Below are 22156 nucleotides of genomic sequence, written 5' to 3' on the forward strand. Positions count from 1 at the left end.
GCTCCCAGCCGACTTCTTTACGGCCCCGGGCGCGTTCTGCGGGCACCACGGCGTTCTCAGGAGAGCTCCGACGCCACCAGCTCCGCGATCTGCGCGGTGTTCAGGGCGGCGCCCTTGCGCAGGTTGTCGCCGCACACGAAGAGTTCGAGCGCGGTCGGGTCGTCGAGCGCCCGCCGCACCCGTCCCACCCAGGTGGGGTCGGTGCCCACCACGTCGGCGGGCGTGGGGAACTCGCCGGCGGCGGGGTCGTCGCACAGCACCACCCCGGGCGCCGTGGCGATGATCTCGCGGGCGCCGTCGACCGTGACCTCGCCCTGGAAGCGGGCGTGCACGGTCAGGGAGTGCGTGGTGATCACCGGCACCCGTACACAGGTCACCGCGACCGGCAGCTTCGGCAGCCCGAGGATCTTGCGGGTCTCGTCCCGCACCTTCATCTCCTCCGACGACCAGCCGTCCTCCCTCAGCGACCCGGCCCACGGGACGACGTTCAGCACGACCGGCTCCGGGAACGGCCCGGTGTCGTCCCCGACGGCCCGCCGCACGTCCCCGGGCTTGGTGCCCAGCTCGGTGCCGGCCACCAGGGACAGCTGGGACCTGAGCGTCTCCACGCCGGCCCGCCCGGCCCCGCTCACCGCCTGGTACGACGACACCACCAGCTCGCGCAGCCCGAACTCGGCGTGCAGCGCGCCCAGGGCGACGATCATCGTCAGGGTCGTGCAGTTGGGGTTCGCGACGATCCCGCGGGGGCGGGTCCGCACCGCGTGCGGGTTGACCTCGGGCACCACCAGGGGCACGTCGGGGTCCATCCGGAACGCGGCCGAGTTGTCGACCACGACCGCACCGCGCGCGGCGGCGACCGGCGCCCACTCGGCGGCGACCTCGTCGGGGACGTCGAACAGGGCGATGTCGACCCCGGCGAAGGCGTCCTCCGTGAGGGCCACCACCTCGACCTCCTCGCCGCGCACGGCCAGCTTGCGGCCGGCCGAGCGCGGGGAGGCGATCAGACGGATCTCGCCCCAGATGTCCGCCCGCTGGGACAGGATCTGGAGCATGACCGCGCCGACCGCCCCGGTCGCTCCCACGACCGCGAGCGTCGGCTTCCCGGTCGGCGCCATCAGCGGCCCGTGCCTCCGTAGACGACGGCCTCGTCGGTGTCGGAGTCGAGACCGAAGGCGCTGTGCACGGCGCGCACGGCCTCCGGCACGTCGTCGGCACGCGTGACGACCGAGATGCGGATCTCGGAGGTGGAGATCAGCTCGATGTTGACCCCGGCGTCGCTGAGCGCCTCGAAGAACGCGGCCGTGACGCCCGGGTTGGTCTTCATACCGGCGCCGACCAGCGAGATCTTGCCGATCTGGTCGTCGTAGCGCAGCGAGTCGAAGCCGATGCCGGACCGGTTCTTCTCCAGCGCGTCGATGGCCTTGCGGCCCTCGGTCTTGGGCAGCGTGAAGGAGATGTCCGTCAGACCGGTGGACGCGGCCGACACGTTCTGCACGACCATGTCGATGTTGATCTCGGCATCGGCGATGGTGCGGAAGATCGCGGCCGCCTCACCCGGCTTGTCCGGCACGCCGACGACCGTGATCTTGGCCTCGGAGGTGTCGTGCGCGACACCGGAGATGATGGCCTGCTCCACCTTCTGGTCCCCAATCGGCTCACTGCTGACCCACGTGCCCTGAAGTCCGCTGAAGCTGGACCGGACGTGGATCGGGATGTTGTAGCGGCGGGCGTACTCCACACAGCGGTGGAGCAGCACCTTGGAGCCGGAGGCCGCGAGCTCCAGCATGTCCTCGAAGGAGATCCAGTCGATCTTCTTCGCCTTCTTCACCACACGCGGGTCGGCGGTGAACACGCCGTCGACGTCGGTGTAGATCTCGCAGACCTCGGCGTCGAGGGCGGCGGCGAGCGCCACGGCCGTGGTGTCGGAACCACCGCGCCCCAGCGTGGTGATGTCCTTCTTGTCCTGGCTGACGCCCTGGAACCCGGCGACGATCGCGATGTTGCCCCGGTCCAGGGACTCGCGGATCCGGCCCGGCGTGACGTCGATGATCCGGGCCTTGTTGTGGACCGAGTCGGTGATGACGCCGGCCTGGCTGCCGGTGAAGGACTGGGCCTCGTGGCCCAGGTTTTTGATCGCCATGGCCAGCAGGGCCATGGAGATACGCTCTCCGGCGGTCAGCAGCATGTCGAATTCACGCCCGGCAGGCATCGGAGAAACCTGCTCGGCGAGATCGATCAACTCGTCCGTCGTGTCGCCCATCGCGGAAACGACGACGACAACCTGGTTGCCGTTCTTCTTCGCTTCCACGATCCGCTTGGCGACGCGCTTGATGCCCTCGGCATCGGCTACGGAGGAGCCTCCGTACTTCTGCACGACAAGGCCCACGTGCGCTCCTCGCTCGGTTCGTTTGTGTCGGCTCAGTCTATCGAGCGTCCGAATTCCACCACCCTGCTCCCGCATGGTGAGACATCGGTGAAGCGCCGCGTTGTGCGACGCCCGCTCGATTGCGGAACCTGCCCAGCCCGGGCCGCTCCACGCGGAACGTGCCCCGGCTCACAGTGACCGGTGCGGGCGCTACTTCCCGGGCCGGATCCCCAGGGGGGCGCCGATCTCCTCCGCCATGACCCGGCCCGCCTCGAACTCCAGGGTCTCGTCGCCGAGGCTCGCCTGGTCGGTGTCGAGGCCGTCGAGCTCTTCCAGCGGCTGGTTGAGGCGGACGTGGATGAGGACCGACTGCAGGGCGCGCAGCATCGCGGAGGCCGTGGGACCCCAGTTGGAGAAGTAGGAGAACTGCCACCACCACAGGGCCTCCGTGGTGCGGCCCGCACGGTAGTGGGCCATGCCGTGGCGGAGGTCGGTGATGATGTCGGCGAGGTCGTCGGAGAGCCGGGCCGGCACCGGCGCCTTGCGGGGCTCGTAGGGGTCGAAGACCTCGGAGTAGACGTCGATCGGGTCCAGCAGGCGCGCGAAGTTCTCGCGGAGTTCGTCGACGTCGGGCTCCGGGCCCATGTCGGGCTCGTAGCGCTCGTCCGGGACGATGTCCTCGTGCGCGCCGAGGCGGCCGCCGGCCAGCAGGAGCTGGGAGACCTCCAGGAGCAGGAAGGGGACGGCCGATTCGGGCTCGTCGCCCTTCGACACCTCCCTGACGGCCACCAGGAAGCTCTCCACCTGGTCCGCGATCTGGACCACGAAGTCGTCCGGGTTCTGCGTCGTGTCGTGCAGCGTGGCGTCAGACATCTAGGAGTCGTCTCCCCTCGAAGGCGCGGCCGAGGGTGACCTCGTCCGCGTATTCCAGGTCGCCACCCACCGGGAGGCCGCTGGCCAGGCGGGTGACCTTCAGGCCCATGGGCTTGATCATGCGGGCGAGGTACGTCGCCGTCGCCTCGCCCTCGAGGTTGGGGTCCGTGGCCAGGATCAGCTCCGTGACCGTCCCGTCGGCCAGCCTCGCGAGGAGTTCCCTTATCCGCAGGTCGTCGGGGCCGACGCCCTCGATCGGGCTGATCGCGCCCCCGAGGACGTGGTAGCGGCCGCGGAACTCGCGGGTGCGCTCGATGGCGACGACGTCCTTGGGCTCCTCGACCACGCAGATGACCGAGTGGTCGCGCCGGGCGTCACGGCAGATGTTGCACAGCTCCTCCTGTGCCACGTTGCCGCAGGTCGCGCAGAAGCGGACCTTCGCCTTCACCTCCAGGAGGGCCTGCGCGAGCCGCTTCACGTCCGTCGGCTCGGCCTGCAGGATGTGGAAGGCGATCCGCTGCGCGCTCTTGGGACCGACGCCGGGCAGCCGCCCCAGCTCGTCGATGAGGTCCTGAACCACGCCTTCGTACAACGGACTGCCCTTCCTGAAGACCTTTCGGTACGTACGGTAGTTGGCTGCCGCCTGTCCTTGGAAGGCGGTGGGGGTGTCGCACCGGTGGCGAACACCAGAACGATCGACGCGTCGGGACTCAGAAGGGCAGGCCGGGGATGCCGCTGCCGCCGCCGAGGCCCTGGGCGAGCGGGCCCAGCTTCTGCTGCTGGAGGGCCTGCGCGTTCTCGTTGGCCGCCTGGACGGCCGCCACGACCAGGTCGGCGAGGGTCTCGGTGTCCTCCGGGTCCACCGCCTTCGGGTCGATCGCCAGCGCGCGCAGCTCACCGGCGCCGGTCACGGTGGCCCTCACCAGGCCGCCGCCCGCCTGACCCTCGACCTCCGTGTTCGCCAGTTCCTCCTGCGCCCGCTGCAGGTCCTCCTGCATCTTCTGGGCCTGCTGGAGCAATTGCTGCATGTTGGGCTGGCCGCCACCGGGGATCACGATCGGCTCCTCGCTGTCTTCGCTGTCTCACCGTTGCTTCTCCGCTTTCCACGAGCCTACGTGGTCCACGCGACCATCGCCCCGCCACTCTTTCGAGTGAGAAAGTCGGGCGCCCTATACCTGATCAAGGCCCTCTTCCGAGCGGAAAAGCCGGGAAAGCTCCCTCTTCGCCACCCATTGGGCGGTAGGAAGGGTGCCGCGCGTCGTCATGAAATGTCACGCAAAGTGACTGGTCGGGATCAATAGGGAGTGCCGGGTGGGTCAGCCGGAGATGCAGCCCGAGGGACCGCCTCAGGACGGGCGGGGCGAGGGCGCGGCCGAGCTGCGGCCGGGCGACCTGACCGGGCGGGCCTTCCCGCTCGGGGACTGGGGGGAGCCCGCCGAACGGCTGGACGAGCTGTACCGGTGGGTGGAGCGCGGGGCACTGCGGACGACGGACTGGTATCTGCGGGACCGGGTGTGGAAGCGGCGCGGCGCGCGAGTGCTGCGGGCCGGTGCCGCGGCGGGCGCGGTGGCGGGCGCGGCGCTGCCTCTGCTGAACCTCACGGGCGTGGCCGGCGGAGTGGCCCCCTGGGGCTGTCTGGCGCTGCTGCTCGGGGTCGCCTGTGTCGGCATCGACCGGTTCTTCGGCGTCACGTCCGGGTGGATGCGGGACGTGGCCACCGCGCAGGCGGTGCAGCGCAGGCTCCAGGCGCTGCAGTTCGACTGGGCCTCGGAGAGCGTGCGGGAGGTGCTGGGCCCGGCGGAGGGCACGGCGAGCGAGGCGGCCGAGCGGTGCCTGGGCGTCCTGCGGCGGTTCTCGGAGGACGTCACAGAGCTGGTGCGCACCGAGACGACCGACTGGATGGTGGAGTTCCGGACCGGGTCGGCGCCGCTGGGCATCCAGACGGCGGTGGCGTCCGTGCCCCGGCAGGACCACGGGGTGCCCGGGGGCCGGTTCCCGCTGCCCCCGGCGAACGGCTCCCGCCCGAACATGCCCCGGCAGCGGCCGCCGGAGCCGCGCTAGCCGCCGGGGCGCGGCCGCTCCCGCTCACTGCCGGGTGTAGGTCAGGCTCTCCCCGCCGCTCCGCTTCGTCCGCTTCAGTTTTCCGTCCGGCAGCAGGGTGACCTCGGTGGCCTCGCCCGGGGAGCAGGAGGAGGCCGGTTCGCCGGTGGTGACGGTGGACGGCCCGATCTCCAACGGCCCGCCGCTGCCGGGCGCTTCGGACAGCGAGGCCTCGAAGACGCAGTGGTAGGTGCCGCCGCCCTCGGAAGGGCCGTCCGCGACCAGCGTCAGCACGGTGTCGCCGACCTCGCCCTGCCGGATGGTCAGCTCGCGGGTGTTGGTGCCGTTGGCGTTGTCGATCGTGGTCTCCCAGCTGCCCAGGTACCCGGCCGGGATCGTGCCGTCGGCGGACGCGGAGTCGGAGGGCGTAGGGCCGGTCGGACCGGGGGTCCCGGAGCTCCCGCCGGTCGTCGCCGGCGCGGAGCTGCCGGTCGGCGCGGGGCTGACCGTGTCGCCGCCCTTGTCGTCGGTGCCGTTGCCGCTGCGCATCAGCGCGTACACCGTGCCGCCCGCGCCGAGCGCCACGACCAGGGCGATCACGACGAGCAGGGCGGTGGAGCGCCGGCCCGGCCGCTCCGGCTCCTGCGTCGGTCCCACGGGCGGCGGGCCGTACGGCGGGGTGGCACCGAGCCCGCCGGCGTAGGGGTTGTACTGCGGCTGCGCGCCGCCCCAGGCCCCGGGACCGGGCTGCTGCTGCGGGTAGCCGTAGGGCGTGGCGGGCTGCGGGTGCTGCTGCGGATAGCCGTAGGCCCCGGGCGCCGCCCCGAACCCGGGTGCCGCCGGCGGCGCGACGGGCGGCGGGGTCTGCCGGGCGACGACGGTCGGAAGGTGGTTCACGGCGCCGGCGGGCGGGGCGGGCGGCACGGCACCCCCGTCGGAGACGGCGGCGTGCTCGCCCCCTCCCGCGGCCGCGGGCGAAGCCCCGGAGGCCCCACCGGCACCGGCTGCGCCGGAAGGAGCGGCCCCCGGAGCGCCGCTCCCCGCTCCCGCGGACGCCGGCGGCGCCTGCCCCTCACCGGGACCCGGCCGCACGGGCGGTACGGCCGGTACGGGCGGGAGCGCGGACCCGGCCGCACCCGGCGGCGCGCCCGCGACGGCGCCGGCACCGGCCTCCTCGCCCGGCCCGGTCCCGTCCCCCTCGGGGTCCTCGGCCTCCAGCAGCCGCACCGCGTGCCGTCCCAGCTGGGCCACCAGCGACCCCGGCAGCCAGGGGTCACGGGACCGACCGCCGGCGACCGTGTCCTCCGCGCCCGTCCTCTCCAGGATCGCGTCCAGCGTGGGCCGGGCCCCGGGGTCCTTGCGCAGGCAGTCCCGCACCAGGTCGGCGATCCCCTCCGGCACACCGTCGAGGTCCGGCTCCTCCTGGGCGATCCGGAACATCAGCGCGTGCACACTGCTGTTGGCGGCTCCGAAGGGCAGCGTCCCGGTCGCCGCGTAGGCGAGCACGGATCCGAGGCAGAACACGTCGCACGCCGGGGTGATCCGCTCCCCCCGCACCTGCTCGGGCGCCATGAACCCGGGCGACCCGACCAGGGAGCCGGTCCGGGTCAGTCCTTCCCCGCCGACCGTGGTCGTCTCCAGCGCCCGCGCGATGCCGAAGTCGATCACGCGCGGTCCGTCGATGGTGACCAGCACGTTGGACGGCTTGAGGTCGCGGTGCACGATCCCCGCCGCGTGGATGTCCTTGAGCGCGTGCGCGAGTCCGGCGGCGAGGATCCGTACCGACCGCTCGGGCAGCGCCCCGTGGTCGTGCCCCACCACCTGCTGCAGGCTGGGCCCGGCGACGTAGCCCGTCGCCACCCACGGCACGGCCGCCTCGGTGTCCGCGTCCAGCACGGGGGCGGTCCAGTACCCGCCGACCCGCCGGGCGGCCTGCACCTCCTGCCGGAACCGCGCGCGGAACTCCTCCTGCTCGGCCAGCTCCTGCCGGACCAGCTTCACCGCGACGGTGCGTCCCCGGTCCGAGCGGGCCAGGTACACGTTCCCCATGCCGCCCGCGCCCAGCCGCGCCAGCAGCCGGTAGGCCCCGATGCGCTGCGGATCCCCCGGTCCGAGCTTCTCCATGGCTGCCCCGCCTTCCCCCCGTGCACACGGCCCCTGCGTGTGCAACAGACCGAGGATAGTGCGGTCGCCCAGGGCGGGGCGCGGGCCTGCGTCTACGGTTCCGTAACAGCGCGCGCGTCGACAACCTGTCGCGGAAATCGCCCGCGCAGGGAACAGGACGCCGATGTCGCTTCCGCATCGCGGACATTTACGCTCGCGGGCATGACCCCTCAGCCCAACCCCTCCGCCGGCGCCGCAGTGAAGGCCGCGGACCGCGCGCACGTCTTCCACTCCTGGTCCGCCCAGGACCTCATCGACCCGCTCGCCGTCGCAGGCGCCGAGGGGTCCTACTTCTGGGACTACGACGGCAAGCGGTACCTGGACTTCACCAGCGGGCTCGTCTACACCAACATCGGCTACCAGCACCCCAAGGTCGTCGCGGCCATCCAGGAGCAGGCCGCGAAGATGACGACCTTCGCACCCGCCTTCGCCGTCGAGGCCCGCTCGGAGGCGGCCCGGCTGATCGCCGAGCGGACCCCCGGCGACCTGGACAAGATCTTCTTCACCAACGGCGGCGCGGACGCCGTCGAGCACGCGGTGCGCATGGCCCGGCTGCACACGGGCCGCCCGAAGGTGCTCTCGGCGTACCGCTCGTACCACGGCGGCACCCAGCAGGCCGTGAACCTCACCGGCGACCCGCGCCGCTGGGCCTCCGACAGCGGCAGCGCCGGTGTCGTCCACTTCTGGGCGCCGTTCCTCTACCGCTCGCGCTTCTACGCCGAGACCGAGGAGCAGGAGACCGCGCGGGCGCTGGAGCACCTGGAGACGACGATCGCCTTCGAGGGCCCGGGGACGATAGCCGCGATCATCCTGGAGACCATCCCCGGCACCGCCGGGATCATGGTCCCGCCGCCCGGCTACCTGGCCGGGGTGCGCGAGCTGTGCGACCGGCACGGCATCGTCTTCGTCCTGGACGAGGTCATGGCCGGGTTCGGCCGGACCGGCGAGTGGTTCGCGGCCGACCTGTCCGGCGTGGTGCCCGACCTGATGACCTTCGCCAAGGGCGTGAACTCCGGCTACGTGCCCCTCGGCGGTGTCGCCATCTCGCAGGAGATCGCGGAGACCTTCGGCAAGCGCCCGTACCCCGGCGGTCTCACCTACTCCGGTCACCCGCTGGCCTGCGCCGCCGCCGTCGCCACGATCGAGGTGATGGCGCAGGAGGGTGTGGTCGAGAACGCCAAGCGGCTCGGCGACACGGTCGTCGGACCCGCCCTCGCCGAACTGGCCGAGCGGCACCCGAGCGTCGGCGAGGTGCGTGGCGTCGGCATGTTCTGGGCGCTGGACCTGGTGAAGGACCGCGAGACCCGCGAGCCGCTGGTGCCGTACAACGCGGCCGGCGAGGCGAACGCGCCGATGGCCGCCTTCGCCGCCGCCGCCAAGCAGCACGGTCTGTGGCCCTTCGTGAACATGAACCGCACGCACGTCGTCCCGCCGTGCAACGTCTCCGAGGCCGAGCTGAAGGAGGGTCTGGCCGCGCTCGACGCCGCACTGACCGTGGCCGACGAGTACACGGTGTAACCACCGGGACACGGTCGCACGAGTCGCCGGCCGTGACCGGGCCGGGGCTGCCGCCGGGCCGATCCGAACGCGTAAGGTGACGTGCTCGTAAGAACCGGATGAGTACGTCACCCACGCGTGAGGAGAGGCCCGGACCATGCCCGGCAACGGCGCCGTGACGCGCAGCACCCTGCGCCAGCAGATCGCGGACGCGCTGCGTGACGAGGTGCTGGCCGGGCGGCTGCGACCGGGCCGGGCGTTCACCGTCAAGGAGATCGCCGACCAGTACGGCGTCTCGGCCACCCCCGTCCGCGAGGCGCTGGTCGACCTGTCCGCGCAGGGCATCCTGGAGGCCGACCAGCATCGCGGTTTCCGCGTGCCCGAGTACTCCCTGACCGACTACCGGAACATGATCGAGGCCCGCAGCCTGGTCACCGACGGCATGTTCCAGGCCCTCGTCTCGGGGCACCCCGCCTTCCGGACCCCGCCGGACGATCCGCGCACGGCCGCCGCGCTGGCCACCGTGCGCCGCCGCGGCGAGGAGGCGCAGCGCGCCGCCGCGGCCGGCGACCTGACCATCCTCATCGGCTACGACCTGCGCTTCTGGCGCGAGTTGAGCACCCTTTTCGGCAATCCCTATCTGGCCGACTTCCTGGACAGGCTGCGCGTGCAGTCCTGGGTCTGCGCCGTGCAGCACCTGCTGCGGCTGCCCGATCTGCGGGGCCGCCTGTGGTCCGGGCACACGGAACTGGTCGACGCGCTGGCCCGCCGCGAGGCCGACGCCGCCCGGGCGGTCGTCGCCGCCGCGAACGCGCACTCGCTGGCGCTGCTGGAACACCTGGCCAACGGGTAAGTGACCGGTACGGCCCGCACGGGGGAGCCGCTCCGTGGCCGCAGCGACTACCCTTCCCTGACCAAGTGGCGCCGTGCGGGACCGGGCGCCTGCCGATGCGAGGAGCCCTCTTTGGCCTGTGACCTGTGGCTGGTACCGCTCGTCGACGTGTTGTGCCACACCCCGGACAACCCGTTCGCCGAGGAACTCGCGCAATACAACAAGGCGTTGGCCGAGGCCGGGCTGCCGGCGGTGCCGGTGTACCAGTACATGCCGGGCCTGTCGGGTGACGTGGCCCCGGTGGCCGGCTTCGACTACGACGCCCTGCACTTCCTGCGCCGGGCCTATCTGCTCCAGGTCTGCGGTCTGCCGGTGACCCCGGTCGACGAACTGGGCGGCGACTACGAGCAGTTGCTGGAGATGTTCGAGTCCACGGCCCAGCAGTCCCACCTGGTCTGGCATTACGACCACGCGGGCGCGTACGTCCCCGTCGAGTTCCCGCATCCGCTGTCGAACGAGGAACTCCTCGCGGGCGGCGGCCCCTTGGGATCCGCCCAGACCCTCCTGCGGGAACTGCAGTACGTCGCCCCGACGATCGGCATCGACCCGGCCAACCCCCCATCCGCGCCCGAGCCCCCCGCCGCCCCGACGGAGCTGGAGGAACCGGCCGTCCCGGCGCCGTACGACCCCAGCCCCTTCGCCCGCGAACGCCACGTGTGGCTGGGCCTGCACGCGGCGGCCACCCGCTCCCTGGCCCAGGGCTCCATGATCGTCTTCAGCTGACCGCGTGGCCGCGGCCCGCGGGCTTTTTGGACCCTAGGGACGCAGGCCCGGTGCGCGGGCGATGAGGTGGATCTGCGGGGGCCAGAGGATGCCGGAGGCCAGCAGGAGGGACGGCCCCAGGTGCACCGGGCAGACCGGCAGGGGCGGGCGGTTGTGCCGGGCGACCTCGAAGACGGCGGGGTCGGAGCAGTCCGTGCCGTCCGCCTGGTGGCCCTCACCGCCGTACGGTCCCCGGCATCGTGCGCTCCGGTGGACGCCCATACCCCGATTGTGCAGCGCACACGGAACGGGAGCACCCGCCGGGCCGCCCGGGGGCGGAACGGCGGGTGCTCCCGCGAGGTGCCTACAGGAACGAGTTGATCTCGATCGTCTCGTCCCGGCCCGGGCCCACGCCGATCGCGGAGATCGGGGCGCCGGACATCTCCTCCAGCGCCTTGACGTAGTTCTGGGCGTTCTTCGGCAGGTCGGAGAAGGACTTCGCCTTGGTGATGTCCTCCGACCAGCCCGGCAGCGTCTCGTAGACCGGCTTCGCGTGGTGGAAGTCCGTCTGCGAGTACGGCAGCTCCTCGACCCGCTTGCCGTCGATCTCGTACGCCACGCAGACCGGGATCTCCTCCCAGCCGGTCAGCACGTCCAGCTTGGTGAGGAAGAAGTCGGTCAGGCCGTTCACGCGGGTCGCGTACCGGGCGATGACCGCGTCGAACCAGCCGCAGCGGCGGTCGCGGCCGGTGGTCACGCCCCGCTCGCCGCCGATCCGCCGCAGCGCCTCGCCGTCCGCGTCGAACAGCTCCGTCGGGAACGGGCCGGCGCCGACACGGGTCGTGTAGGCCTTGAGGATGCCGATGACGCGGCTGATCTTCGTCGGGCCCACGCCGGCGCCGGTGCAGGCACCGCCGGCGGTCGGGTTCGAGGAGGTGACGAAGGGATACGTGCCGTGGTCGATGTCGAGCAGGGTGCCCTGCCCGCCCTCGAACAGGACGACCTTGTCGTTCTCCAGGGCCTGGTTGAGGATCAGCACGGTGTCGGCGACGTACGGCTTGATCTGCTCGGCGTAGCCCAGCAGCTCCTCGACCACCTGGTCGGCGGTGATGGCCCGCCGGTTGTAGAGCTTGGTGAGGACCTGGTTCTTGACGTCGAGGGCCGCCTCCACCTTCTGGTGCAGGATCGACTCGTCGTACAGGTCCTGGACCCGGATGCCGACGCGGTTGATCTTGTCCGCGTAGGTCGGGCCGATGCCGCGGCCGGTCGTACCGATCTTGCGCTTGCCGAGGAAGCGTTCCGTCACCTTGTCGACGGTCACGTTGTACGGCGTGATGATGTGCGCGTTACCGCTGATCAGGAGCTTGGACGTGTCGACGCCACGCTCGTTCAGACCGCTCAGCTCGGAGAGCAGGACCGACGGGTCGACGACGACTCCGTTGCCGATGACCGGCGTACAACCGGGCGAGAGGATTCCGGAAGGGAGCAGGTGGAGTGCATACTTCTGGTCGCCCACGACGACCGTGTGGCCGGCGTTGTTGCCGCCCTGGTATCGCACTACATAGTCCACCGAGCCACCGAGCAGGTCGGTCGCCTTTCCCTTGCCTTCGTCACCCCACTGAGCACCGAGCAGCACAAGTGCGGGCACGCGCGTACACCCCTTCCGGGCGGGGCATGTCCAAGGTCGGGGGCGTGGGCGTAAGGTTCACCGCCGCGTGCCACAGCGACCGCCGTTGGTCGCACAACCGTCGGACCGGATGCCCCGGAATAGACGAAGCCCCTGGCGCAATAGCGCAAGGGGCTCTTGCACAAAGATGCTACCCGAGGAAGCGAGGCAGGACCGAGGTGGCGACCTTCGCGACGTCCGATCAGCTGCTGGTGATCATCGATCCGGCGGCACGGCAGGCGGACGGGGAGTCCGTACGGATCGCGAAAGACGTGCTCAGCGCGGGTGCGACGGCCAAGGTGTGCCTGCCGGAGGGGCCCGAGGAATTCGCCCGCGCACTCGGCCGCAGGGGGGCCCGGCGGCCGGTCGTGGTGGGCGACGACCGCGCCCTGGTGCGTGCGGTGACCCTGTTGCACCGCCGGCGGGAGCTGGCCGGATGCGCGCTGGCGATGGTCCCGGTGGGTGACACCACCCTCGCGGAGTCCCTCGGGGTGCCCGGCGGGACCGTGGCGGCGGCGCGGGCCGTGCTGGACGGGTCCGAGCGGCGCCTGGACCTGCTGGTCGACGACAGCGACGGGGTGGTGCTGGGCGCGCTGGGCATTCCGCCCACGCCGGTGCGGGGGGCCGCCGCCGAGCCGATGGCCGTCCCCGTGGGCCGCCCCTGGCTGCGGACGACGTACCGCTCCCTGGTCCGCACCCTGGCCCCCCGCCCCACCCGGCTGTCGGCCGTGCCCTCGCCCGGGCCGGCCCGGCTGCGGGTCGAGGTCGACGGTGAGACGGTCGTGGACCTGGACCAGCCGGTCGAGGCGGTGTCGGTGACGCCGCGCACGGGCGGGGTGGCCTCGGTGGAGGTACGCCCCCTGTCGCTGGGCGCGGCGGCGCCCCCCCTACTGGCCTCCGGGCGCACGGTGACGGTCGTGGGCGCCGACTTCCGCTACCGGGCGGACGCGGCGGTCTCCGGCCCCGTACGACGCCGGACCTGGACCGTACGGGAGGCCGCCTGGTCGCTCACCCTGCCCGCCGGCCGCTGAGCAGCCGAGGGGGCAGTCAGCCCACCTCCACGTGCAGTCCCTCCAGCCCCCGGATCACGAAGTTCGGCTTGCGTCGGGGCTCCGCGGCCAGGGTCAGGGTCGGGGCCCGCTCCAGGAGGGCCGTCATCGACGCGGCCAGTTCGATGCGGGCCAGGGGGGCGCCGATGCAGTAGTGGATGCCCGCGCTGAAGGAGATGTGCGGGTTGTCCGCGCGGGCGAGGTCCAGGCGGCCGGGGTCGGCGAAGACGGCCGGGTCGTGGTTGGCGGAGCCGAAGAGCATGGCGATCTCCGTGCCGCGGGGGATCACCGTGCCGTCGATCTCGATGTCGTCCAGCACCCAGCGCTCGAAGAGCTGGAGCGGGGTGTCGTAGCGCATCAGCTCCTCGATCGCGGACGGGACCAGGGAGTGGTCGGCGCGCAGGGCCGCGAGCTGGCCGGGGTTGCGGAACAGCGCCCACCAGCCGTTCACCGTGGCGTTGACCGTCGCCTCGTGGCCGGCGTTCAGGAGCAGCACCGCCGTGGAGATCATTTCCTGCTCGGTGAGGCGGTCGCCGTCGTCGTGCGCCGCGATCAGGCCCGAGATCAGGTCCTCCCCCGGCTCCTCGCGCCGGGCCGCGATCAGCTCCCGCAGGTAGTCCGAGAACTCCACCGACGCCCGCACCGCCCGCGCCGCGGTGTCCTCCGGCGGGTTCAGCTCGTACATCCCGCAGATGGCCGCCGACCAGGGGCGCAGCTGCGCCCGGTCCGCCTCCGGGATCCCCAGCATCTCGGCGATCACGGCCACCGGCAGCGGCTCCGCCACGTCCGTCAGCAGGTCACCGCCGCCGTCCTCGACGAGGGCGGCGACCAGGTCGTGCGCCAGCCCGTGCACGTAGGGCCGCAGCCGCTCCACCGTGCGCGGGGTGAACGCCTTCGACACCAGGCGCCGGATCCGGGTGTGGTCCGGCGGCTCCAGGTCGAGCATCCCGTGGTCGTTGAGGGTGTGGAACGGCTCGTGCGCCGGCGGGGGCGCGGTCCGGCCGAAGTCCTCGTGCGAGAAGCGGTGCTGGTACGTCCGCCCGAGCCGGCGGTCCCGCAACAGGGCCGAGACGTCCGCGTGGTGCGGGACCAGCCACTGGTCCGTCGGCTCGTAGCGGACCACCCGGCCGTGCGCCCGCAGCTCGGCGTAGGCCGGGTACGGGTCGGCGAGGAACGCGGGGTCCCAGGGGTCGAAAGCGAGGTCGAGGGGGCCTGCCATGCGGGGACGCTAACGCGTGCACCCGCGTCTGACCAGGGGTGCCCTCGGCCGCCTTCGGTCCGCACACGGCGGGACCGGCCGCGGCGGTGCCGTCAGCCCGGTGTCACCAGGCGGGCCTCGTAGGCGAAGACCGCCGCCTGGGTGCGGTCGCGGAGGCCGAGCTTGACCAGGATGCGGCTGACATGGGTCTTGATCGTCGACTCCGCCACCACCAGCCGCTCGGCGATCTCCGCGTTGGACAGGCCCTGGGCGATCAGCACCAGCACCTCCGTCTCGCGATCGGTCAGTTCGCCGTAGGCCGCCTGCGCCCCCGCCGGAAGCAGGCGCGGCGCCTCGGACAGCCGCGAGAACTCGGAGATCAGCCGTTTGGTGACCGAGGGCGCGAGGAGGGCCTCCCCCGACGCCACCACCCGCACCCCGTCGGCGAGCTGCCGGGCGGAGGCGTCCTTCAGCAGGAAGCCGGAGGCGCCCGCCCGCAGCGCCTGGTACACGTACTCGTCCAGGTCGAACGTGGTCAGCACGAGCACCTTCGCCGCCGCGTCCGCCGCGACGATCTCCCGGGTCGCCTCGATGCCGTTCAGCTCGGGCATGCGGATGTCCATCAGGACCACGTCCGGGGCCAGTTCACGGACCCGGTCCACCGCCTCCCGGCCGTTGACGGCCTCGCCGACGACCTCGATGTCCGGCATCGCGTTCAGCAGGACCGAGAATCCCTCGCGGACCATCATCTGGTCGTCCGCGATCAGTACACGGATCGTCATGCCTCGTCCTCGATCGCGGTGGCCGCCACCGGCAGGAACACCGTCACCTCGTAGCCTCCGTCGGCGGTCGGACCCGCCGTCATCTCCCCGTTCAGCATCGTCACACGCTCCCGCATGCCCGTGATGCCGTGCCCGGCCCCCGGCGAGGGCTTGAGCAGGGCCGACGCGGGCGGCGGACCGTTGACCACCCGCAGCCCCAGACCGCCGAGCACGTATCCGATCTCCACCCGGGCGCCCGCGCCGGGAGCGTGGCGCAGGGTGTTGCTCAGCGCCTCCTGCACGATCCGGTACGCCGACAGCTCCACGCCCTGCGGCAGCTCGCGCACCGCGCCGGTCACCGCCTTCTCCGCCGCCAGCCCGGCCTCCCGCACGTTGGCGATCAGTCCGTCGAGGTCGGCCAGGGTGGGCTGGGGTGCGTCCGGGGCCTCGTAGTCCTCCGCACGGACGACTCCGAGGACCCGCCGCAGCTCGGCGAGGGCCGCCACCGCGTTCTCCCGGATGGTCGCGAACGCCTTCTCCAGCTCCGGCGGCGGGTTCTCCACCCGGTAGGGCGCGGCCTCCGCCTGGATGGCGACCACCGACATGTGGTGGGCGACGACGTCGTGCAGCTCGCGGGCGATCGTGGTGCGCTCCTCCAGCAGCGTGCGGCGCGAACGCTCCGCCGCGGTCACCGTCTGCTGCGCGCTGACCTCCTGCTGGGCCTCCCGGCGGATGTGCCGGACGGTGACGGCCAGCAGGATCATCGCGGAGAGGATCAGCATCGGGCCGACGTCGGTGTCGAAGTGGCCCCAGCCGAAGCCGGTCTCGGCGACGAAGCCGTAGACCGCGGTCAGCACCCACATCCAGGCCGCCGTGCGCGGCCGGGTGCGTATCGCCACGACCGTCAGGACCACCAGGTGCGAGACGAAGCTGCCCGGCGACCACGGCCAGTCGAAGCCGGTCGCCCCGCTCATGACGGAGGTGACCATGGTCGCGGCCAGCGAGAACCAGAACGCGCCCACGGGACGCGCCAGGGTCAGCAGCACCGGGCCCAGCGCCAGCAGCCCGCACAGCAGGGACGGCAGCCCGGAGTCGCTCACGGCCGCCAGCGCCACCAGCATCGCCAGCGCGCCGAGACCGGTCACGAGCACGTGCGGTGTCCAGGCCGCGTACTCCCGGACGCGGCCGGAACGGCGGGCGAGTCCGCCGCGGGCCTGGACCCGGGGCAGCGGGCGGTAGGCGAACGCGTCGTGGAACAGGTCCTGCCGCAGGCCGCGCAGGGCGTCCGCGGCGAGCCGGAACTCGGGGCTGCGCGGTCGCTCGGCCCCGCCCGCCGGTGTCGTCTGCGTGTGCGTCGTGTCGGTCACGGAGGAAACGGTAGGCCGAGCGCGGGCCGCGGTCGTCACCTCGCAGACGGGTCCTCGGGCGTCCCCCTCAAGTACTACGGGCGGGTACCGAGGCCGGGTGCCGGGGTCCGGGACGGCACTCCCGCGCCTGCGGACGTCAGTATCCGGACGGCCGCACCAGCCCCGACTCGTACGCGAAGACCGCCGCCTGGGTACGGTCCCGCAGCCCGAGTTTCACCAGGATCCGGCCCACGTGCGTCTTCACGGTCTGCTCGGCGACGACCAGCCGTCCGGCTATCTCCGCGTTCGACAGGCCCTGCGCGATCAGCGCCAGCACCTCCGTCTCGCGTTCCGTCAGGTCACCGACGCGCTGCTTGAGCGGGGCGCGCGGGGTGCCGTCCAGCCGGGAGAACTCGGCGATGAGCCGGCGGGTGATGCCGGGGGCGAGGAGCGCGTCGCCGGCCGCCACGACCCGGACCGCCTCGGCGAGCTGGTCGGCGGAGGCGTCCTTCAGCAGGAACCCGGCGGCTCCGGCCCGCAGTGCCTCGTAGACGTACTCGTCGAGGTCGAAGGTGGTCAGCACCAGCACCCGGACGCCCGGGTGGTCGAGGGTGATGCGGCGGGTCGCCTCGATGCCGCCCAGCTCGGGCATCCGGATGTCCATCAGCACCACGTCCGGAACCAGTTCGCCGACCTTGGTGATCGCGTCCCGGCCGTCCACGGCCTGGCCGATCACGTCGATGTCCGGCTTGGTGTTGAGCAGCACGGTGAAGCCCTGCCGGACCATCTGCTGGTCGTCGGCGATGAGTACGCGGATGGTGCCGCTCGTCATGGGGTCGGTTCTCCTGTCGGGGCCGGGTCGGGCGGGAGCGCGGGCGGGGTGCCGTCGCGGGGGAGGAAGGCCGAGACGGTGAAGCCGCCGGCCGGGGTACGGGCCGCGGTGACGGTGCCGCCGAGCATCGCCGCGCGTTCCCGCATGCCGAGCAGGCCGTGTCCGGCGCCCGCGGACGGCGGGACGGGGCGGTCGGGGCGGGAGTTGGTGACCGCCAGGCGGAGCCCGGCCGGCAGGTGTGCGACCTCGACGCGCACCTCGGAACCCGGCGCGTGCCGCAGCGCGTTGCTCAGCGCCTCCTGCACGATCCGGTACGCCGACAGTTCCACGCCCGGCGGGTAGGGGCGCGCCCGGCCCTTGACGCCGGCGGTCACGTCCAGGCCCGCCGCCCGGGTGTTCTCGATCAGCGCGTCCAGCCGGTCGAGGGTGGGCTGCGGGGCGTCCGGTGCCGCTCCGGTGCCGGGGTTCCCGAGGCCGTAGGGGTCCTCGGGGTTCTCCGAGCGCAGCACGCCGAGGACCCGGCGCAGCTCGGTCAGCGCCTCCAGCGCGTTGTGCCGGATGCCCTCCAGGTTCTCGACCAGCTCCGGCGACGGCCGCTCGACGAGGTGCGGGGCCACCTGGGCCTGGATGGAGATGACCGACATGTGGTGCGCGACGACGTCGTGCAGTTCCCGGGCGATACGGCTGCGCTCCTCCAGCAGGGTGCGGCGGGCCCGCTCCTCGGCCGTCAGGGTGGTCTGCTCGACGAGCTCGGCGCGGGCCTCCCGGCGGCCGCGCAGCGCGGTGCCGAGGACCACGACGACCGTGGAGAGGATGACCGTGAGCACCCCGGTGGGCGTGTAGTCCCACGCGCCCCACAGCCCCTGGACGGCGTAGGTGAGCAGCGCGGTCAGGGCCAGGGCCTCGGCGGACACCCGGGTGCGCACCCGCAGGGCGAGCAGCAGCAGTACGGCCAGGAGACCGACGATCCCGGCCGACGACCAGGGCCAGGTGAAGGCGTGGGCGCCGCCCGCCAGCAGCTGGCGCCGTACCTCCACGGCCCCCACCAGCATGGCCGCCATGGACAGCCACCACGCCGGGACCGGCCGCCACAGCGCGAGCAGCACGGCACCGCCCTGCGCGAGTCCGATCAGCAGGGAGAGCTGTGCGCCCACGCCGCCGTCGGAGCCGAGCTGCGCGACCGCGCCGAAGGACACCCCGAACGCCACCAGGCACAGCAGGCCGTGCGGGAACCAGCGCAGCCACAGCGAGGGGGGCAGGGGGTCCGCGCGGAGGGTCCACAGGTCCGCGCGCAGCACCCGCAGCCAGCGCCGGACCAGGTACGCGATCGGCGCGAACACCCGGCGGCCCCCCGTTTCCGTCACACGGACCACCCTAGACAACACGGCGGACCCCCTGCCCGGCCTCCGGGCCCGCGGTGTGGTGCACCCGGACCACCCGGGACCGTCCCCCGCCGGAGCCGGGGTCGCGGCGACGCGTCCCCTGTTCGCGGAGGCGGAACGCCGTCCAGCACACGGCGAGGACCAGGGCGAACACCGGGAGCCAGACGAGCCGGGCCGCGACCCAGCCGAGGCCGTCGGGAAGCGTGTGCAGACCGGGGAGCCGGCCGGCCGGGAGGGCGGCGGCCGTCGTCACCATCAGCGCCGTCTGGTGCCACAGGAAGATCGTCATCGCGGAGAGGTTGACCAGTACCACGGCCGCCCAGGCGAGGGGGCGGCGCATCGCCGCGCGCAGCCGGTCGCGCAGCAGGAGGGCCAGACCGCACTGGGCCAGGCCGAAGGTCACCGCCGCCAGGGTCGGCGGGTTGAGGTTGGAGATCGCGGCGCCCGGGACGCCGACCATGGAGGCGGGGTAGCCCGCCCACAGCACGAGCACGACCGTGGACGCCGTCCCGCCGTAGAAGAGCGTCCGTGCCGCGCGGCGGGTGTGGAGCTCTCCGCGGGCCCAGGCCGCGCCCAGGGTGTACGGCACCAGCCAGCCGGCCGGCAGGTTCACCCAGCCCAGCCAGTCGGGGCCGGTGTGCAGGCCCAAGCGGAGGACGTCCACGTGCAGGACGACGGCCAGCGGCCAGAGCGGGTTGAGGCGGGCGACGAGCGGGGTGGCCGCCGTCAGCGCGGCGAAGACCAGCAGGAACCACAGCGGGGACAGGGCCAGTTTCAGCAGCGTGTGCAGGGTGTCCAGGGGTGTGCCGGTCAGCAGCAGGGCCGTCGCCGCCACCGTCCACAGGGCGAGGAGGGCGCCGACCGGGCGGAGCAGCCGGTCCAGCCGGCCGCGCAGCCACGCGCGGTACGGCACCCCGCGCGCCACGGCCGAGGCGTGACCGCGGGCCGCCACCTGGCCGCCGACCAGGAAGAACACGGCGAGGGTCTGCAAGACCCAGGAGATCGGGGCGAGCCACGGCAGATGCTGCAAGGGGCTCGCCGTGCGCAGCGTGCCGTCCGCCGCCACCAGGGCGGTGACCAGCCAGTGGCCGAGGACGACCCCGAGGATGGCGAGGGCGCGCAGGGCGTCGACGGCCCGGTCCCGGGACGCGGGGGTGAGGGTGTCCAGGTGCCGGGCGCGCCGGCGCAGGGCGGTCTCGGTCCGCTCAGACACGGGTGACCTCCGAGGTCGCGCCGAGGGTGATCCGGGCCAGGTTGGCGAGCGAGGCCGAGCCCGGGGTGAAGTAGCCGCTGTGCCCGGCGCGGGCCGCGTCGAAGACCCGGGCGCCGAAGGCGCCGGAGACCGGGTCGGTGCCGAAGCCGACGGTGGTGCCGAAGAGTTGGGCACGGACGTGCGGGACGTTCCCGACCCAGTCCTCGCTGCCGCGGGCCGCCCAGATCCGGGCGCGGGCGTGCAGGTCCGCGGCCGAGTCGGCGCCGGTGCCGGGGCTGCCGACCAGGGCGATGTCGGCCACGTCGAGGCCGGGGGCGGCCCGGCCGCAGACGACCGAACCGTAGGAGTGGCAGAGGAGCGAGATCCACGCCCCGGCCGAGGTGAGAGCGTGCAACTGCCGCACGAGGGCGCGCAGTCGGGGGGCCGCGTGACCGGCGCGGGCCGGGGTGGCCACGGTGGCGCTGACCGTCGCCGGGGTCGCGTAGCCGAGCCAGGCGACCACGGCGACGTGGTGGCCGGCGGGGGCGCGGCGCAGGAGCTCCGCGTGCAGGGCGGCCGCGGCCCGGTGGAAGCGGGCGTAGGTGTCCAGCGTGGTGTCGGAGCCGGGGACGAGCACCGCCACGTGGTCGGCACGGGGCAGGTCGCCGAGGACCTCGGTGGCCAGGCCGGTGCCTCGGCCGTCGAAGGAGAGGAGGTGCCGGGCGGGGGCGGCCAGAGCGCGGTCCGCGGCGGCGCGGTGTGCGTCGCCGTGGCCGGCGGCCATGCGGGCCGCCTCGGCGGCGTCGGCCCGGTTGGCGCCGTAGGCGGTGCGCAGGGCCGCGGGGGTGAGGGGGGCGGCCAGGGCGGCGGGGGGCGGCGCGGGGATGCCGGGGCGGGCGGCGCCCGCGAGGGGGGCGACGATGGCGGCGGTGAGGAGGGCGGCGAGCACCGCCCGGAGCCAGGAGGTCCGTCGTCCCCACCGCGTCACCGGCCCGGCTTCCGGCGCCGGCGGGCGGCGCTCGGCGAGCGGCTCCGCCGTCGGCGGGCGGGGGTTCCTGGCGGGCGGTGCGGCGTACCCCATGGTGCGCTTCCCTTCGGAGTGCCCGGCCATCGGGCTTGTCCACCAGGGAAGTTAGGGATCGGCACCGGTCGTCGGCGTCCCGCCGGAGAGCTGTCCCGCGGGGTAGCTCTCAGGTACTACGGGTATCACCGGGGTCCGGGACCGCAGGCGCGGCCGGGCTCCGGTTTGTCCGGAATCCGGTTGTCACCAGGCCAGTTGAGCGATCTCCTCCGCCGCGACCGCGCACGCGTCCGCGGCCGGGTCGATCAGCGGGAAGTGGCCCACGCCCTCCAGTAGGGTCAGGCCCACCATCTCGCCGGCCTTCGCCGCGGCGTCCGCGTAGGCCTCGGCCACCGCCTGCGGTACGTCCAGGTCGGCACGGCCCTGCACCACGGTCGTCGCGATGCCCGTCGGCAGGAGGAGGGCGGGGTCCGCGTACGGCCGCCGCTCCTCGAAGTGGTCCGGCCCGCCGAGGAGTTGGAGGGACGCGTTGCCGCAGACGTCCAGCTTCCCGGCCACCTCGAAGTCCGCGATCGGGGCGAGGGCGACGACACCGCGGAGAAGGGCGGGGCGCTCGGTGCGCCACGGGGCGTCCGGGGGCAGCACATGGCGGGCCGCCGCCCACAGCGCCAGGTGGCCGCCCGCCGAGTGCCCGGTGAGGACCGTGCGGCGGGCGTCGGCCTGCGGAAGCGACGCGCGGACCAGCGCGGGCAGCGCGTCCAGGGCGGCCGCGACGTCGTCGAAGGTGTCGGGCCAGCGGCCGGCGAGGGGGGCCGCGGAACCGGTCCCGGCGTTCTGCGCGGGGATCTGGGGCTCACCGCCCCGTCGGTACTCGACGTTGGCCACGGCGAAGCCCCTGCGGGCCAGGAAGCCGGCGAAGGGGGTGATGTGGCGGCGGTCGTAGGGGGCGCGCCAGGCGCCGCCGTGCAGGACGACGACCAGCGGGGCGAAGGAGGCGCCGGCGTCGGCCCGGGGGGCGTAGAAGTCGATCACCTGGTCGGGGTGGTCGCCGTAGGCGGCGGTCGCGTCGGGGTCGACCGGGGGGTGCGAGAAGGCCGACTCCTCCTCGGCGGCGGCGCGGGCTGCTGCGGAGTCGTCCGGCATGCTCCAACCTCTCGGCGAGGGAACGGGTGCGTGA

At 73.3% G+C, this 22156-nt stretch carries 21 protein-coding genes; 5 read left to right on the forward strand and 16 right to left on the reverse strand.

Translation table 11 applies throughout. The features are described 5' to 3' along the window. Positions 1 to 56: 56 nt before the first annotated feature. The 5 genes from BLW57_RS19055 to BLW57_RS19075 all read right to left on the reverse strand — a co-directional run bounded on the left by BLW57_RS19055 (position 57) and on the right by BLW57_RS19075 (position 4293). Positions 57 to 1115 carry an aspartate-semialdehyde dehydrogenase gene (locus tag BLW57_RS19055; RefSeq protein WP_093476029.1) on the reverse strand — a complete coding sequence of 353 codons (1059 nt, stop codon included), beginning with the start codon at positions 1113 to 1115 and terminating at the stop codon, positions 57 to 59. Beyond that, positions 1115 to 2386: an aspartate kinase gene (locus BLW57_RS19060; RefSeq protein ID WP_073887725.1), complete on the reverse strand. Its 1272-nt coding sequence runs from the start codon at positions 2384 to 2386 to the stop codon at positions 1115 to 1117. Before BLW57_RS19060 ends, BLW57_RS19055 begins: the two co-directional genes overlap by 1 nt. 189 nt (positions 2387 to 2575) lie before the next feature. Further along, on the reverse strand, positions 2576 to 3238 hold the full coding sequence (locus BLW57_RS19065) for a DUF5063 domain-containing protein (RefSeq protein ID WP_093476030.1): 663 nt from the start codon (positions 3236 to 3238) through the stop codon (positions 2576 to 2578). Further along, positions 3231 to 3830, reverse strand: a complete 600-nt coding sequence (gene recR / locus BLW57_RS19070; protein WP_093476032.1) for a recombination mediator RecR — start codon at positions 3828 to 3830, stop codon at positions 3231 to 3233. Before recR ends, BLW57_RS19065 begins: the two co-directional genes overlap by 8 nt. 118 nt (positions 3831 to 3948) lie before the next feature. Beyond that, positions 3949 to 4293 (reverse strand): YbaB/EbfC family nucleoid-associated protein, encoded by a 345-nt coding sequence (locus BLW57_RS19075; RefSeq protein WP_093476033.1) that lies wholly within the window; start codon positions 4291 to 4293, stop codon positions 3949 to 3951. Positions 4294 to 4549: 256 nt separating this feature from the next. Here BLW57_RS19075 and BLW57_RS19080 point away from each other — a divergent pair, with 256 nt between their 5' ends. Continuing rightward, the gene (locus BLW57_RS19080) at positions 4550 to 5299 is read left to right on the forward strand and encodes an SLATT domain-containing protein (RefSeq protein ID WP_093476035.1); all 750 of its coding nucleotides are present in this window, start codon (positions 4550 to 4552) and stop codon (positions 5297 to 5299) included. A gap of 24 nt (positions 5300 to 5323) precedes the next feature. On the opposite strand, the gene BLW57_RS19085 is transcribed toward BLW57_RS19080, so the two are convergent. Continuing rightward, complete coding sequence (locus BLW57_RS19085; RefSeq protein ID WP_093476036.1) at positions 5324 to 7402, reverse strand: serine/threonine-protein kinase; 2079 nt, start codon at positions 7400 to 7402, stop codon at positions 5324 to 5326. Positions 7403 to 7603: 201 nt separating this feature from the next. Between BLW57_RS19085 and BLW57_RS19090 the strand changes: the two genes are divergently transcribed. The 3 genes from BLW57_RS19090 (at position 7604) to BLW57_RS19100 (ending at position 10553) form a co-directional block, all read left to right on the forward strand. Further along, positions 7604 to 8959: an aspartate aminotransferase family protein gene (locus BLW57_RS19090; protein ID WP_093476038.1), complete on the forward strand. Its 1356-nt coding sequence runs from the start codon at positions 7604 to 7606 to the stop codon at positions 8957 to 8959. Positions 8960 to 9095: 136 nt separating this feature from the next. Beyond that, complete coding sequence (locus tag BLW57_RS19095) at positions 9096 to 9791, forward strand: GntR family transcriptional regulator (RefSeq protein ID WP_093476039.1); 696 nt, start codon at positions 9096 to 9098, stop codon at positions 9789 to 9791. A 111-nt stretch (positions 9792 to 9902) separates the two neighbouring features. Continuing rightward, complete coding sequence (locus tag BLW57_RS19100; RefSeq protein WP_093476041.1) at positions 9903 to 10553, forward strand: phospholipase D-like domain-containing protein; 651 nt, start codon at positions 9903 to 9905, stop codon at positions 10551 to 10553. A gap of 33 nt (positions 10554 to 10586) precedes the next feature. Here BLW57_RS19100 and BLW57_RS19105 read toward each other — a convergent pair whose 3' ends face one another. Both BLW57_RS19105 and BLW57_RS19110 read right to left on the reverse strand, forming a co-directional pair. After that, positions 10587 to 10814 (reverse strand): hypothetical protein, encoded by a 228-nt coding sequence (locus BLW57_RS19105; RefSeq protein WP_093476042.1) that lies wholly within the window; start codon positions 10812 to 10814, stop codon positions 10587 to 10589. An 82-nt stretch (positions 10815 to 10896) separates the two neighbouring features. Next, positions 10897 to 12180 (reverse strand): adenylosuccinate synthase, encoded by a 1284-nt coding sequence (locus BLW57_RS19110; RefSeq protein WP_093476044.1) that lies wholly within the window; start codon positions 12178 to 12180, stop codon positions 10897 to 10899. A 197-nt stretch (positions 12181 to 12377) separates the two neighbouring features. Here BLW57_RS19110 and BLW57_RS19115 point away from each other — a divergent pair, with 197 nt between their 5' ends. Further along, entirely contained in the window at positions 12378 to 13229 is an 852-nt protein-coding gene (locus BLW57_RS19115) for a diacylglycerol kinase family protein (RefSeq protein WP_093476045.1), read from the forward strand. A gap of 16 nt (positions 13230 to 13245) precedes the next feature. Here BLW57_RS19115 and BLW57_RS19120 read toward each other — a convergent pair whose 3' ends face one another. From BLW57_RS19120 to BLW57_RS19155, 8 genes are all read right to left on the reverse strand, one after another. Continuing rightward, positions 13246 to 14466 (reverse strand): cytochrome P450, encoded by a 1221-nt coding sequence (locus BLW57_RS19120; RefSeq protein WP_093476047.1) that lies wholly within the window; start codon positions 14464 to 14466, stop codon positions 13246 to 13248. Positions 14467 to 14558: 92 nt separating this feature from the next. Further along, complete coding sequence (locus BLW57_RS19125; RefSeq protein WP_093476048.1) at positions 14559 to 15227, reverse strand: response regulator; 669 nt, start codon at positions 15225 to 15227, stop codon at positions 14559 to 14561. Further along, positions 15224 to 16573, reverse strand: a complete 1350-nt coding sequence (locus tag BLW57_RS19130) for a sensor histidine kinase (RefSeq protein ID WP_093476050.1) — start codon at positions 16571 to 16573, stop codon at positions 15224 to 15226. The genes BLW57_RS19125 and BLW57_RS19130 overlap by 4 nt, the downstream gene beginning before the upstream one ends. Positions 16574 to 16709: 136 nt before the next feature. After that, positions 16710 to 17384, reverse strand: coding sequence for a response regulator (locus tag BLW57_RS19135; protein ID WP_093476051.1), 675 nt, complete (start codon positions 17382 to 17384; stop codon positions 16710 to 16712). Beyond that, entirely contained in the window at positions 17381 to 18748 is a 1368-nt protein-coding gene (locus BLW57_RS19140) for a sensor histidine kinase (RefSeq protein ID WP_256339526.1), read from the reverse strand. Before BLW57_RS19140 ends, BLW57_RS19135 begins: the two co-directional genes overlap by 4 nt. A gap of 10 nt (positions 18749 to 18758) precedes the next feature. Further along, on the reverse strand, positions 18759 to 19979 hold the full coding sequence (locus BLW57_RS19145; RefSeq protein WP_256339527.1) for an acyltransferase family protein: 1221 nt from the start codon (positions 19977 to 19979) through the stop codon (positions 18759 to 18761). After that, positions 19972 to 21039: an alpha/beta hydrolase gene (locus tag BLW57_RS19150; RefSeq protein ID WP_093476053.1), complete on the reverse strand. Its 1068-nt coding sequence runs from the start codon at positions 21037 to 21039 to the stop codon at positions 19972 to 19974. Before BLW57_RS19150 ends, BLW57_RS19145 begins: the two co-directional genes overlap by 8 nt. A gap of 183 nt (positions 21040 to 21222) precedes the next feature. Further along, entirely contained in the window at positions 21223 to 22122 is a 900-nt protein-coding gene (locus BLW57_RS19155) for an alpha/beta hydrolase (protein WP_093476054.1), read from the reverse strand. Between the last annotated feature and the right edge of the window lie 34 nt (positions 22123 to 22156).

The sequence above is a fragment of the Streptomyces sp. 1222.5 genome (genome assembly GCF_900105245.1).
GTDB classification, from domain to species: Bacteria; Actinomycetota; Actinomycetes; order Streptomycetales; family Streptomycetaceae; genus Streptomyces; species Streptomyces albidocamelliae.

Excerpts from the sequence above, each read along its gene's own strand:
- BLW57_RS19085 (WP_093476036.1), bottom strand. The coding sequence starts at position 7,402 with ATGGAGAAGCTCGGACCGGGGGATCCGCAGCGCATCGGGGCCTACCGG.
- BLW57_RS19125 (WP_093476048.1), bottom strand. The coding sequence starts at position 15,227 with ATGACGATCCGTGTACTGATCGCGGACGACCAGATGATGGTCCGCGAG.
- BLW57_RS19150 (WP_093476053.1), bottom strand. The coding sequence starts at position 21,039 with ATGGGGTACGCCGCACCGCCCGCCAGGAACCCCCGCCCGCCGACGGCG.
- BLW57_RS19105 (WP_093476042.1), bottom strand. The coding sequence starts at position 10,814 with ATGGGCGTCCACCGGAGCGCACGATGCCGGGGACCGTACGGCGGTGAG.
- BLW57_RS19065 (WP_093476030.1), bottom strand. The coding sequence starts at position 3,238 with ATGTCTGACGCCACGCTGCACGACACGACGCAGAACCCGGACGACTTC.
- BLW57_RS19135 (WP_093476051.1), bottom strand. The coding sequence starts at position 17,384 with ATGACGAGCGGCACCATCCGCGTACTCATCGCCGACGACCAGCAGATG.
- BLW57_RS19095 (WP_093476039.1), top strand. The coding sequence starts at position 9,096 with ATGCCCGGCAACGGCGCCGTGACGCGCAGCACCCTGCGCCAGCAGATC.
- BLW57_RS19155 (WP_093476054.1), bottom strand. The coding sequence starts at position 22,122 with ATGCCGGACGACTCCGCAGCAGCCCGCGCCGCCGCCGAGGAGGAGTCG.
- BLW57_RS19090 (WP_093476038.1), top strand. The coding sequence starts at position 7,604 with ATGACCCCTCAGCCCAACCCCTCCGCCGGCGCCGCAGTGAAGGCCGCG.
- BLW57_RS19120 (WP_093476047.1), bottom strand. The coding sequence starts at position 14,466 with ATGGCAGGCCCCCTCGACCTCGCTTTCGACCCCTGGGACCCCGCGTTC.
- BLW57_RS19055 (WP_093476029.1), bottom strand. The coding sequence starts at position 1,115 with ATGGCGCCGACCGGGAAGCCGACGCTCGCGGTCGTGGGAGCGACCGGG.